We start from the raw sequence: 12,215 nt of genomic DNA, 5'->3' as shown, positions 1-12,215 counted from the left end.
TCCAGGGATCCGGCCAAGCCGGCGACCCGGTCAGGCGAGCGAGTTGCGCAGCTCGCCGACCACCGAGTCGACGACCGCCACCAGGTCGCCGCCCGACTCGTGGGCCACCGCGCGTTGGCGCTGGTAGGAGGCGCCGCGGGTGGGGATGTCGGCGACCCGCCGCAGCTCGTCGGAGCAGCCGAGCCGTCGGGCGACCGGCTCGAGGCGCTCCAGCAGGTCGGCCAGGTCGTCGGTGACCAGGCGCTCGCGGGAGTCGCCGTCGAGGATGATGATCGCGTCGAGGCCGTAGCGGGCCGCGCGCCACTTGTTCTCCTGCACGTGCCACGGCGGCATCGTGCTGACCTGCTCGCCCGCGGCGATCCGGGTGTCGAGGTCGACCACCAGGCAGTGCATGAGGGCGGTGAGGGCGCCGAGCTCGTCGAGGGTGGAGACCCCGTCGCAGACCCGGTTCTCCAGGGTGCCGAGCTTGGGGGCCGGGCGGATGTCCCAGCGCACCTCGTCGAGCTCGGAGATGACCCCGGTGGTCAGCTGGTCGTGGGCGAACCCCTCGAACTCCTCCCAGCGCTGGAACTGGAAGGGCAGCCCGGCGGTGGGGAGCTGCTGGAACATCAGGGCCCGGTTCGAGGCGTAGCCGGTGTCCTGGCCCGCCCAGACCGGCGAGGAGGCCGAGAGGGCCAGCAGGTGGGGGTAGGAGTTGAGGAGCCCGGTGAGCACCGGCATCACCCGATCCCGCTCGGGGAGCCCGACGTGCACGTGGACCCCCCAGATCAGCATCTGCCGGCCCCACCACTGGGTGCGGTTGATCAGCTCCTCGTAGCGGTGGCCCTCGGTGATCTGCTGGGCCGACCAGCTCGCGAAGGGGTGTGCCCCGGCGCCGAAGAGGTCGACCCCCAGCTCGTCGCCCGCCTTGGCGACCACCCCGAGGGTCTCGCGCAGCTGCCCCATCGCCTCCGGGACGTCGTGGCAGATCCCGGTGACGGCCTCCACGGTGTTGCGGAGCAGCTCCTGGTGCAGCCGCTCCGGGTGGGGCAGACGGGGCACTGCCAGCTCGAAGAGGTCGGCGGCGGCGCTGACCAGGTCCCGCGACTCCGTGTCGACCAGGGCCAGCTCCCACTCCACCCCCAACGTGGGGGCCGGGGAGGCGTGGAAGTCGATGCGCACGGCGTCAGCCTAGGGGGCGGGTGCCCGGGGCGTCGCGAGTGCCGCGTGACAGCATGAGGACCGTGCCTGACCAGAACAACGAGGTTGACGTCAAGGAGCTCAACCTGACGATCGACCTGTGCCTGCGGATCGGCGAGATGCTGCTCGCCAACGGGGCCGGGGCCGCGGACGTGACCGCGACGATGGGCGCGGTCGCCCACCACCTCGGACTGCGGCACACCGACATCGACGTGACCTTCACCCAGGTCTCGATGGGCCACCAGTACGACGCGGCGATGCCGTCGCTGGTGATGCTGCGGCAGGTCAAGCAGCGCGACATCGACTACGAGGACCTCACCCAGGTCGACCACCTGGTCCGGGACCTGCTGGCCGGACGCCTCGACCTCTACCTGGCGCGCAACCGGATGGCCACCATCGTCTCGGTCGGCCACAACCGCCCGCGCTGGGCGGTCACCGTCGCCACCGGGGTGATGTGCGCCTCCGTGGCCCTCTTTCTCGGCGGCGGTGCGCTGGTGGTCGCGATCGCCTTCGTGGCGGCGTCCTGCATCGACCGGGTGCAGCTCTTCCTGAGCCGCCGGCGGCTGCCGACCTTCTACCTCCAGGTGGCCGGCGGGGTGGTGGCCACCCTCTTCGCCGTGGGGGCTGCCGCCTCCGGCTTCGACGTCGACCCCTCGCTGGTCGTCACGGCCAACATCATCATGCTGCTCGCCGGGATCGGCTTCATGGGTGCGCTGCAGGACGCGCTCTCCGGCTTCTACGTCACTGCGGGCGCACGGATCATCGAGGCGCTCCTGGCCACCGCGGGGATCATCGCGGGGGTCAGCGGCGGACTGACCCTCGGTGAGCTGCTCGGCGTCGACGTGGGCCAGCTGGAGCCCGGACGCTCCGGCTGGCAGGACATCGGGGTGCTGGCGGTGGGGGCGGCACTCTGCGCGGCCTCCTTCGCCTACTCGGCGTACTCGCCGAAGCGGATCCTGCTGCCGATCGCGGTGGTCGCCGGAGGTGCCGCGGCCATCTTCCGGGTGATCGAGGAGGCCGGGCTCGGGCGCACCTGGGCGGCGGCCACGGCGGCGTTCGCGATCGGCCTCGTCGCCTACGCGGTGGCGGGCCGGGTCCGGGTGCCGCCGCTGGTGGTGGTGGTCTCCGCGATCGTCCCGCTGCTGCCCGGGCTCTCGATCTATCGCGGGCTCTCGCTGCTGGCCGAGGGCGGCGCCGCGATCTCGCAGGGCCTGCTCGCGATGGTCACCGCAGCCTCGGTGGCGATCGCGCTGGCCTCCGGGGTGATCCTCGGGGAGTACGTCGCCCAGCCGGTGAAGCGGGAGGCGCGCAAGCTCGAGCAGCGGCTCGCTGGTCCGCGGCTGGTGGGTGTCTTCAGGGCCCGCTCGAAGCGCTGAGCCCCCCCGGGTGGCGAGCCCGGTCGTCAGACGACCTTGGTGCGGGCCGGCAGCGCCCGCCGCGCGACCCGGGCCACCAGGTCCTGGTAGCGCGCGCCGGTGGTCTTGGCCAGGTGGTGCAGCGCGTGCGCGTCGGCCCCGACCAGCACCCGGGCCTTGCCGGCCAGCACGCCCCTGACGATCACCCGCGCCGCCTCCTCGGGCTCGGTGCGCGCCAGCTGCTTGTCGAAGAAGTCGGCGGTGCGCTGCTTGTCGTCGGGGTCGGCGACCCGGGCGTTGCGGGCGATCGCGGTCCTGATCCCGCCGGGGTGGACGACGGTCACGCCGACCGGGTGTCCGGCGACGATCATCTCCTCGCGCAGCGCCTCGGACATGCCCCGCACTGCGTACTTCGAGGCGCAGTACAGGCTCTGGCCCGGCATCGAGACGAGGCCGAAGAGCGAGGAGAGGTTGACCACGTGCCCGTCGCCCGAGGCGATCAGGTGGGGCAGGAAGGCCTTGGTCCCGTGGACGACGCCCCAGAAGTTGATCCCCATGATCCACTCCATGTCGGTGGGCTCCAGGTCGGTGAAGTCCCCGGCCAGCGCGACTCCGGCGTTGTTGACGATCATGTTGACCCGGCCGAAGTATGCGGCGACCTCGTCGGCGTACGTCGTGAACGCGGCACGGTCGGCGACGTCGAGCCGGTCGACCCTGACCTCCCGTGCCCCGGCGGCCCGGGCACGCTCGGCCGTCTCGGCCAGCCCGGTCTCGTCCACGTCGGAGAGGGCGAGCAGGGCGCCGCGCCCCGCCGCCTCCAGGGCGAGCGCCCGTCCGATCCCCGACGCGGCTCCGGTGATGGCGACGACCTTGGCGTCCAGTGTCCTCATGGCGGCGAGCGTAGCGGTGCGGGACCTCTCGCCGCGGGGAACGAGCCGTGCCACCATGGGGGCATGGACGAGGTGGCCGAGCTCTCGCTCGACGAGTGCCGTGCGCTGCTGCGCGCCGACGTGGTCGGGCGGGTCGCGTTCACCACGCCGCACGGGCCGCGGATCGTGCCGGTCAACTACACCGTGAACGACGGGGTGCTGGAGATCCGCACCACCTCCTACTCCGAGCTGGCCACCCACGGCCCCGGCGCCACCGTGGCGTTCGAGATCGACCACCTCGACCGCGAGATGCGGAGCGGGTGGAGCGTCGTCGTGCTGGGGCTCTGCGAGCGGGTGCTGGACCCCTCGGCCGCCGTCTTCGACCCGCCTGCGCACCTTCCCGCGCCGTGGGCCGGAGGCAACCGTTCGCTGCTGCTGAGCATCACCGCCCAGGACGTGACGGGGCGCAGGGTCGGGGCCGAGGACTGGTCGCACCCGACGGTCGCGGACGTGCCCGGCGCCTGAGCGCCGCCCTCCACCGATCCGCGCGCCCTTGCCGATCCGCGCGCCCTTGCCGATCCGCGCGCCCTGCCGATACGGAGTGATCGGCGCGCCGGGCCAACCCCTCGCCCCTGCACCCCGTTAGGAAGGTGACGGGCAGCGAGAGGAGGACCATGGGCGAGCTGCGGGACCAGGAGTTCACCGACTTCGTGGTGGCCCAGCGTGCCCGCCTGCACCGCACGGCGTACCTGCTCTGCGGGGACGCCCACCGGGCCGAGGACCTCGTGCAGGTGGCGCTCGCCAAGCTCTACGTCGCCTGGCCGCGGGTGTCGCGGATGGAGTCGCCGGAGGCCTACGCCCGTCGCACCGTGGTCAACGCCCACCTCGACGAGACCAGGCGTCCCTGGCGACGCGAGCGGCCCTCGCCCGACGCCGAGCTCGACGGCTCCGACCGTGCCGCCCGCCCGCACCGGGTGGAGGAGGACGACGCGCTCTGGCGGGCCCTGCGCGCGCTGGCCCCGGGCCAGCGCCGGGTGGTCGTGCTGCGTCACTACTGGGGGCTCTCGGTGGAGGAGACGGCACGCGACCTCGGGGTCGGCGTCGGCACGGTCAAGAGCCAGACCTCGGCGGCCCTCGCGCACCTGCGCGTGGCGCTCGCCCCTGCCGCGAACGGAGAGCACTGATGGACGAGCACGCCCTCATGGAGCGAGAGCTGGACCGGCTGGCGCAGCGGGCCGACCCTCTGCTGCCGGCGGCGGTGGCGGCCGCGGGCGACCTGGCACGCGGTCGTCGCCGGCTGCGCCGTCGCCGTCTGGCCCTCACCGCGGGCTCGGCCGCGGCGGTGCTGGCCGTCGCGGTCTCTGTGCCGGCCCTGGCGGGCGTCTGGGGCCCCGCCGACCCCGATCCTGCCCGGAGCCCCAGCGTCGCGACCGAGCCCTCGGCCGCGCCGACCCCAGGGACTCCGACCGAGACCGCGACTGCGGAACCGGAGTCGGGGGAGGGATCCGGCGCCCCCGGCGACTTCGCCCCGACCCTGCAGGCATGGCACGCGGTGCTCGCCGAGCACCTGGACCCGGAGCGGGCACACCTGGGGACGGGCGCCGGGCCGCACCCCAACCTCCAGACCAGCACCGGGGCCGCCGGCGAGCTCCGTTCGCTGGGCTCGAAGTTCGACTGGCGGGTCGAGGGGCAGTCCGGTCTGGGGATGCTCCAGGTGGAGGTGGCGCTGAGCCGGGAGGACGTGATCTGGCCCTGCGACGTGGTCCCGGAGGAGACGGTCTGTCGTTCGCTCCGGGCTCCCGGACTGCGCGCGGCCGAGGAGGCGCTGCTCGCGCCCGGCGTGACCGGGCGGGCGGTGATGGCGGTCCACCAGGACGGGAGCACGGTGGTGGTCACCTACGAGCCGCTCTTCGGCAACAGCTCGCAGGTGCCGGTCCGCACCGAGCCGCCGCCGACCGGGGCGCTCCTGGCCGCGGCCTCCGACCCGAGGCTGACGCTGGACGGCGTCCCGGCGCCCGCGCCCTGAGCGGCGCACCCGGACCGCTGGCGCGTGCCCGGCACACCTGCCGGGCACAATGGTGCCCACCATGCCCAGCAGCGATCCCGTCAGCGGACCCGGGGACCGGCCCGACGCGGAGCCCGGCCCCGGTGACCTGACGATCACCTACCCCGCCGAGCTCCCGGTCTCGCAGCGCCGCGACGACATCGCCGAGGCGATCCGGGACCACCAGGTGGTGATCGTGGCCGGCGAGACCGGCTCGGGCAAGACCACCCAGCTGCCCAAGATCTGTCTCGAGCTGGGTCGGGGCCGGCGCGACGAGGACGGCCGCGGCGGCCTGATCGGCCACACCCAGCCCAGGCGGATCGCGGCCCGCTCGGTGGCGGAGCGGATCGCCGAGGAGCTGGGCACCGAGCTGGGCGACCTGGTCGGCTACCAGGTGCGGTTCACCGCCCGGACCTCGGCGTCCTCGCGGGTCAAGCTGATGACCGACGGGATCCTGCTCGCCGAGCTCCAGCGCGACCGGATGCTGCGCCGCTACGACACGATCATCATCGACGAGGCCCACGAGCGCAGCCTCAACATCGACTTCCTGCTCGGCTACCTCAAGCGGCTGCTGCCCCGCCGTCCCGACCTCAAGGTGATCGTCACCTCGGCCACCATCGACGTGGACCGGTTCGCCGAGCACTTCGCCGACTCCCAAGGCCGGCCGGCGCCGGTGATCGAGGTCTCGGGGCGGACCTGGCCGGTCGAGGTCCGCTACCGCGCCCTGCGCGAGCTGCCCGAGGCCGACGAGGAGGGGGAGCCGGTCACCCGCGACCAGACCGAGGCGATCCTCGACGCCGTCCGCGAGCTCTCCCGGGAGGGCCCGGGCGACGTGCTGGTCTTCCTGCCCGGCGAGCGCGAGATCCGCGACACCGCCGAGGCGCTGGAGGCGCTGGGCTCCGACCGGCTCGAGATCGTCCCGCTCTACTCGCGGCTCTCCGCCGCCGAGCAGCACCGGGTCTTCTCCAGCCACCCCTCGACCGTGCGCCGGGTCGTGCTGGCCACCAACGTCGCCGAGACCTCGCTGACCGTCCCAGGCATCCGGTACGTCGTGGACACCGGCGTCGCCCGGATCTCGCGCTACTCGGCCCGGACCAAGGTGCAGCGCCTGCCGATCGAGCCGATCAGCCAGGCGTCGGCCAACCAGCGTTCGGGCCGGTGCGGGCGGGTCGCGGAGGGGATCGCGATCCGGCTCTACTCCGAGGAGGACTTCGAGTCCCGCCCGGAGTTCACCGACGCCGAGATCCTGCGCACCAACCTCGCCTCGGTGATCTTGCAGATGACCTCGCTCGGGCTGGGCGACCTGGCTCGGTTCCCCTTCGTGGACCCGCCGGACCGGCGCAACATCACCGCCGGGATCCAGCTGCTGGAGGAGCTGGGCGCGCTCGGGTCGTCCGAGGGGGCGCAGCCCCCCGCCGACGCGCAACGTCATCGCGAGCGGTCGCCGGCGAAGCCGGCCGCGATGACGTCCCGCAGGAGGCGGGGCGGGGAGCAGTCCGGCCCACGGCTGACCAAGCTCGGTCAGCGGCTCGCCCGGCTGCCGATCGACCCGCGCCTGGGGCGGATGGTGCTGGAGGCCGAGCGTCTCGGGTGCGTGCGGGAGGTCATCGTGATCGCCGCCGCGCTCTCGCTGCAGGACCCGCGCGAGCGGCCGGCCGACAAGCAGGCCCAGGCCGACCAGCTGCACGCCCGCTTCAAGGACAAGTCGTCGGACTTCCTGACCTGGCTCAACCTGTGGCGCCACCTCAAGGAGCAGCAGCGCGAGCTCTCCTCCAGCGCCTTCCGCCGGATGTGCCGCCGGGAGTTCCTCAACTACCTGCGGGTCCGGGAGTGGCAGGACTTCGAGTCGCAGCTGCGCCAGGTCTGCAAGGAGATGAAGATCGACGTCGGCCAGCCCGCCGACACCCCCGACGCCGACGGCATCCACCAGGCACTCCTCTCCGGCCTGCTCTCCCACATCGGCGCCCTGGAGGAGCGGGAGAAGCCGCGCCCCGGAGCGTCGGGCCGCCGTCCCATGCGCGAGTACGTCGGTGCCCGCGGCGCCCGGTTCGCGATCTTCCCCGGCTCGGTGCTCAGGGGGAGCAGCCCGGCCTTCCTGATGGCCGGGGAGCTGGTCGAGACCAGCCGCCTGTGGGCGCGGCAGAACGCCGCGATCAAGCCGGAGTGGGCCGAGCGGCTGGGGGCCCACCTGGTCAAGCGGTCCTACAGCGAGCCGCACTGGTCCAAGAAGCGCGCGGCGGTGACGGCGCTGGAGAAGGTGACGCTCTACGGGGTCCCGCTGGTCGCCGACCGGCCGGTCAACTACGGCCGGATCGACCCGGCTGTCTCCCGCGAGCTCTTCATCCGCCACGCCCTGGTGCAGGGGGAGTGGGCCGAGCTCACCTCCGGGCGGTACCGCTTCTACACCCACAACATGGAGCTGCTCGCGGAGGCCGAGGAGCTCGAGCACCGCGCCCGCCGCCGCGACCTGGTGGTCGACGAGCACACCCTCTTCGACTTCTACGACGCCCGCGTTCCGGCCGACGTGGTCAGCGGCGCGCACTTCGCCCAGTGGTGGAAGAAGGAGCGACGCGAGCGGCCCGACCTGCTCACCTTCGACCTCGACATGCTCACCCACGACACCGTGGCCGAGGTGGAGGCCGCCGACTTCCCGACGCAGTGGGAGGGCGACCACCTGACCTTCCCGATCAGCTACCACTTCGAGCCGGGCGCCGCCGACGACGGCCTCACCATCGACGTGCCGGTGGCGACCCTCAACCAGGTCGACGTCGACGACTTCTCCTGGCTGGTGCCGGGGCTGCGCGAGGAGCTGGTCACCCACCTGATCCGCAGCCTGCCCAAGAACCTGCGGGTCTCCTTCGTGCCCGCCCCCAACACCGCCCGGGACTTCCTCGCCGCGGTGCCGCCGGGGGAGGAGCCGCTGCTCGACGCCCTGGAGCGCTACCTGCGCGCGGCCACCGGGGTGCACGTGCCGCGCGAGGCGTGGGACTGGGAGAAGGTGCCGGCGCACCTGCGGCCCACCTTCCGGGTCGTCACCGAGGACGGCGTCGAGGCCGCCCGAGGCAAGGACCTGGAGGCCCTCAAGGCCCCGCTGCGCCCGGCCTTCGCGGCGGCGGTGGCCGAGGTTGCCCAGGACACCGGGATGACGGCGACCGGGCAGACCGACTGGACCTTCGGCACCCTGGAGGAGTCCTTCAGCCAGCGCCGGGCCGGCCACGAGGTACGGGGCTTCCCGGCGCTCGACGACGAGGGGACCAGCGTCGGGCTCGGCGTCTACGGGTCGGCCGACGAGGCGGCGGCGCGGCACCGGCTCGGCGTACGCCGGCTCCTGCTGCTCGCCCTGCCGGGCTCCGCGGCGGCGCTCGAGGGGCTCTCCAACACCGAGAAGCTCGGTCTCGCGGCCTCGCCGTACCCGAGCGTCGCCGAGCTGCTGGAGGACCTGCGCGCCGCCGTGCTGACCGACGTCGTCGACGCCCACCCGCCGGTGCGCGACCGCGCCGCGTTCGAGGCGCTGCTCGCCGCGGCCGGCCGCGACCTGGAGTCGGCGGTCCGCGCCGGGATCCACGACGTGATCAAGGTGCTGGCGGCCTGGCGCGCCTGCGACAAGGCGCTCTCCGGCCGCGCCGACCTGCACACGCTGCCGGCGCTGACCGACATGCGGGGCCAGCTTGAGCGCCTGGTCCACCGCGGCTTCCTGGGCGAGGCCGGGATGCGCCAGCTGCGTCACTACCCCCGCTACCTGGCCGCGCTCGAGCACCGCCGCGACAAGCTGGCCGGCCAGGTCGCCCGCGACCGGCAGCTGATGGAGCAGGTCGCGCACGTGCAGGCCGCCTACCTGCACCAGGTCGACGCCCTGCCCCCCGGACGCCCCCCGGGCGAGGCGCTGCGGAAGGTGCGCTGGCTGCTCGAGGAGTACCGGGTCTCGCTGTGGGCCCAGCAGCTCGGCACCGCCCAGCCGGTCTCCGACCAGCGCCTGCGCAAGGCGCTCGCCGCCACCTGAGTCCGCCCGGGCGGGGATCGGTCCGGCCACCGCCACGGACGTACGCTGACGGGCATGGCCGAGCGACCCCACCACCGTCCGATGATGCCGGGGGACAAGCTCTTCGCCGAGATCGAGGCGGGGGCGGACCCGCTGCTCATGCAGGAGGCCGCGGACCGCGCCGCCGCGCTGCTGGTGCGGGGTGCCCGCGCCTCCGGCGACGCCTCGGTCGCCGAGCGGGTGGTCCACCTGGCCGACACCGAAGGGCTGGAGGTGCTGGCCGAGCTGTGGTCGGGCTCGCCGGTCGACTCGCTGGCCGGGGCACTGTGGCGCCTCTACCTCCTCCGCTCGTGGGTGCACGCCGCGCCGCGGGAGGTGGCGGAGCAGTTCGAGGCGGGCCGCGCGGCGGCGCCGTTCGCGCGGGTGGTGGCCGGGGTGGCCGACCCGCCGGGGGTGGAGCAGCTCAAGGCGATGGTCGACCAGGTGCTGCGCGGGATCTCCGGTGGCGACTTCGCCGACGTCCTGCACCGGGCGGCGGCCTTCGCCCACGTGGTGGCGGTGGGCCGGGCGACCCTGGCCGAGCCCGAGGCGCGGCACGACGCGGCCGCGCGGATGCTGACCCTGGCCGAGCAGCTCGAGGCGGCGGCCCACCTGGAGATGCGCGGCGAGCTGGCCTGAGCGGCGCGGCCGCCCTGGTCCTGCGACTACAATGGGACGTGGTGGTGCGCCGGATCGTGGCAGCCCCGGGTCCCAAAATAAGCCGCTACGAGCGGCCACGCGCCGTGAGGCGCTCCCGGTCCGGCGCACCCCGCCTAGCATGAGCCGCATGGGACTCCTCCGTCGCGCGCTCGGCGTGCTCTCGTCGCGGCCCGCCACCCGCCGGCCCGCCACCCGGCCGGCCGTCCCCCGCCGTCCCGCCACCGACCGTCCGGTCGTGGAGTACGCCGCCCGGGCCGACGGGGCGCCCGACCCGGGCGAGGTGGTGTGGGGCTGGGTCCCCTACGAGGACGACCCGTCCCAGGGCAAGGACCGCCCGGTGCTGCTGCTGGCCCACCACGAGGGCGACTGGCTGGGGCTGATGCTCAGCAGCAAGGACCACGACCTGGACGCCGAGGACGAGGCCAGGTGGGGGCGCCACTGGATGGACGTCGGGGCCGGCGGCTGGGACCGGCAGCGACGCCCCAGCGAGGTGCGTCTGGACCGGCTGCTCCGCCTCGACGAGACCGCCATCCGCCGGGAGGGGGCGGCCGTGGACAGGTCGGTCTTCGAGGCGGTCGTGGCGCAGGCGCGCAAGTTCCACGACGTGCTCTGAGGCGCCCACCGGCCGCTCGATAAGGTGGCCGCGCGCCACCGGCGCGGGTGGCTCACCCCCGGCCGCCCTCCTCGCCCCTCAGGAGACCCGTCGATGCCGTTCCGCCGTCCCGCCCTGGTGACCGCCACCCTGCTGTCCCTGGCGCTGGTCGCGGCCGGCTGCTCCGACGACGAGCCGGCCCCGCCCGGTCCCTCCGCGTCCGCCTCGCCGACCACGCCCGAGCCGCCCCGCGCGCCCACGCCCCTCTCGCTGGGCGTCTACGGCAGCGAGGCGGAACTGGCGGCCTGGTCGACGGTGACCGACGAGTTCAACGCCGGCTACGGCAGCGACACGACCCTGGTGGAGTGGAAGGACCACGACTCCGCGGTGGAGGCGATCGCCGGGGGCGAGGTCCCCGACGTCTTCATGGTCGATCGCCAGGACCTCGACCAGCTGATCGGCGAGGGGCTGACCCGTCCCGTCAGCGAGCTGCTCGACGAGCGCGGGGTCGACTTCGGTGACGACTTCTCCCGCGACGCGGTCGAGTCCTTCAGCCTCGACGGCGAGCTGCAGTGCATGGCCTACTCCATCTCGCCGATGGTGATGTTCCTCAACACCGACCTGATCGACTTCGACAAGATGGAACGGCGCGAGCTCGACGTCCCCTACCGCTGGGACCGGTGGACGCTGGCGGAGTTCGAGGCCGCCGCCGACTTCGCGGCGCGGCCGGGCCGGGGGACCAGCGGCTTCCACATCGACGCCACCATCCGCGGGCTCGCCCCCTTCATCCAGTCCGGCGGCGGCTCGGTCTTCGACGACGACCAGGACCCGACCTCGCTGAGCTTCGCCGACGACGACAGCCGGGCAGCGCTGGAGCAGGCGTTGGCCGTGCTCCGCGACGCGAGCCTGACGCTGACCGACGAGCAGCTGGAGAAGCGCTCCGCGCTGGACTGGTTCCGCCGCGGCAAGCTCGGCATGATCGCCGGCTACCGCGACCTGGTCCCCGAGCTGCGGGAGGTGAAGGGTCTCAACTTCAACGTCATGGCGATGCCGACGCTCGAGACCGCGAGCACCGTCGGCGAGGTCACCGGACTGTGCATCTCGGCGCGGACCAAGAGCCCCGGGGCCGCTGCCGACCTGGTCGCCTACGCCGTCGGTGAGAGCGCGATGGCCCGGGTGACGCGCGCCGGGGCGATCGTGCCCGCCAACCTGGCCGTGGCCGCCTCCGACGACTTCCTCCAGCCCGGCCGGCAGCCCTCGCGCAGCCGGGTCTTCAACACCGCGGTGCGCGGGATGGCCATCGAGCCGCTCCTGGAGTCGTGGCCCGACCTGGAGCAGGCGGTCGCACCGCTGCTGCAGACGTTGCTCACCGAGCCCGGCGACCTCGACCTGGAGGCGGTGACCGAGGAGATCGACGAGACCTCGCGCGTGGTCCTCTCCGCCGAGGCGGCCGAGACCGAGGAGCCGGGCGGCGACGACGAGGAGTGACCCGGGCGGC

10 protein-coding genes are annotated in these 12,215 nt (G+C 73.8%); 8 read left to right on the top strand and 2 right to left on the bottom strand.

Annotated features, from left to right (window positions below; translation table 11 throughout):
- Positions 1–30: 30 nt before the first annotated feature.
- Positions 31–1,161 (bottom strand): glutamate--cysteine ligase, encoded by a 1,131-nt coding sequence (locus tag AC4BGE_RS04095; RefSeq protein ID WP_490574437.1) that lies wholly within the window; start codon positions 1,159–1,161, stop codon positions 31–33.
- 53 nt (positions 1,162–1,214) lie between these two features.
- On the opposite strand from AC4BGE_RS04095, the gene AC4BGE_RS04090 reads away from it, so the two are divergent.
- Positions 1,215–2,555, top strand: coding sequence for a threonine/serine exporter family protein (locus AC4BGE_RS04090; protein WP_490574436.1), 1,341 nt, complete (start codon positions 1,215–1,217; stop codon positions 2,553–2,555).
- Positions 2,556–2,581: 26 nt separating this feature from the next.
- Here AC4BGE_RS04090 and AC4BGE_RS04085 read toward each other — a convergent pair whose 3' ends face one another.
- Positions 2,582–3,424, bottom strand: a complete 843-nt coding sequence (locus AC4BGE_RS04085; RefSeq protein WP_490574435.1) for an SDR family NAD(P)-dependent oxidoreductase — start codon at positions 3,422–3,424, stop codon at positions 2,582–2,584.
- A 63-nt stretch (positions 3,425–3,487) separates the two neighbouring features.
- Between AC4BGE_RS04085 and AC4BGE_RS04080 the strand changes: the two genes are divergently transcribed.
- From AC4BGE_RS04080 to AC4BGE_RS04050, 7 genes are all read left to right on the top strand, one after another.
- Positions 3,488–3,928, top strand: coding sequence for a pyridoxamine 5'-phosphate oxidase family protein (locus AC4BGE_RS04080; RefSeq protein ID WP_490571095.1), 441 nt, complete (start codon positions 3,488–3,490; stop codon positions 3,926–3,928).
- Between the two features lie 149 nt (positions 3,929–4,077).
- Positions 4,078–4,587 (top strand): SigE family RNA polymerase sigma factor, encoded by a 510-nt coding sequence (locus AC4BGE_RS04075; protein WP_490574434.1) that lies wholly within the window; start codon positions 4,078–4,080, stop codon positions 4,585–4,587.
- Positions 4,587–5,429, top strand: coding sequence for a hypothetical protein (locus AC4BGE_RS04070; protein ID WP_490574433.1), 843 nt, complete (start codon positions 4,587–4,589; stop codon positions 5,427–5,429). The genes AC4BGE_RS04075 and AC4BGE_RS04070 overlap by 1 nt, the downstream gene beginning before the upstream one ends.
- A 61-nt stretch (positions 5,430–5,490) precedes the next feature.
- On the top strand, positions 5,491–9,447 hold the full coding sequence (gene hrpA / locus AC4BGE_RS04065; protein WP_490574432.1) for an ATP-dependent RNA helicase HrpA: 3,957 nt from the start codon (positions 5,491–5,493) through the stop codon (positions 9,445–9,447).
- A 54-nt stretch (positions 9,448–9,501) separates the two neighbouring features.
- Positions 9,502–10,104: a hypothetical protein gene (locus tag AC4BGE_RS04060; RefSeq protein WP_490571092.1), complete on the top strand. Its 603-nt coding sequence runs from the start codon at positions 9,502–9,504 to the stop codon at positions 10,102–10,104.
- A gap of 148 nt (positions 10,105–10,252) precedes the next feature.
- Positions 10,253–10,738 (top strand): type II toxin-antitoxin system PemK/MazF family toxin, encoded by a 486-nt coding sequence (locus tag AC4BGE_RS04055; RefSeq protein WP_490574431.1) that lies wholly within the window; start codon positions 10,253–10,255, stop codon positions 10,736–10,738.
- Positions 10,739–10,831: 93 nt separating this feature from the next.
- On the top strand, positions 10,832–12,205 hold the full coding sequence (locus AC4BGE_RS04050) for a sugar ABC transporter substrate-binding protein (protein WP_490571090.1): 1,374 nt from the start codon (positions 10,832–10,834) through the stop codon (positions 12,203–12,205).
- The last annotated feature ends 10 nt before the right edge of the window (positions 12,206–12,215 follow it).

It is taken from the genome of Nocardioides sp. Z50_6, assembly GCF_058215755.1.
The sequence above is the reverse complement of the archived record's forward strand: the minus strand, read 5'-3'. Positions and strand labels throughout refer to the sequence as shown.

Bases quoted from the DNA above. Each gene is read 5' to 3' on its own strand.
- AC4BGE_RS04090 (WP_490574436.1), top strand. From the start codon at position 1,215: ATGAGGACCGTGCCTGACCAGAACAACGAGGTTGACGTCAAGGAGCTC.
- AC4BGE_RS04085 (WP_490574435.1), bottom strand. From the start codon at position 3,424: ATGAGGACACTGGACGCCAAGGTCGTCGCCATCACCGGAGCCGCGTCG.
- AC4BGE_RS04080 (WP_490571095.1), top strand. From the start codon at position 3,488: ATGGACGAGGTGGCCGAGCTCTCGCTCGACGAGTGCCGTGCGCTGCTG.
- AC4BGE_RS04075 (WP_490574434.1), top strand. From the start codon at position 4,078: ATGGGCGAGCTGCGGGACCAGGAGTTCACCGACTTCGTGGTGGCCCAG.
- AC4BGE_RS04070 (WP_490574433.1), top strand. From the start codon at position 4,587: ATGGACGAGCACGCCCTCATGGAGCGAGAGCTGGACCGGCTGGCGCAG.
- hrpA (WP_490574432.1), top strand. From the start codon at position 5,491: ATGCCCAGCAGCGATCCCGTCAGCGGACCCGGGGACCGGCCCGACGCG.
- AC4BGE_RS04060 (WP_490571092.1), top strand. From the start codon at position 9,502: ATGGCCGAGCGACCCCACCACCGTCCGATGATGCCGGGGGACAAGCTC.
- AC4BGE_RS04055 (WP_490574431.1), top strand. From the start codon at position 10,253: ATGGGACTCCTCCGTCGCGCGCTCGGCGTGCTCTCGTCGCGGCCCGCC.
- AC4BGE_RS04050 (WP_490571090.1), top strand. From the start codon at position 10,832: ATGCCGTTCCGCCGTCCCGCCCTGGTGACCGCCACCCTGCTGTCCCTG.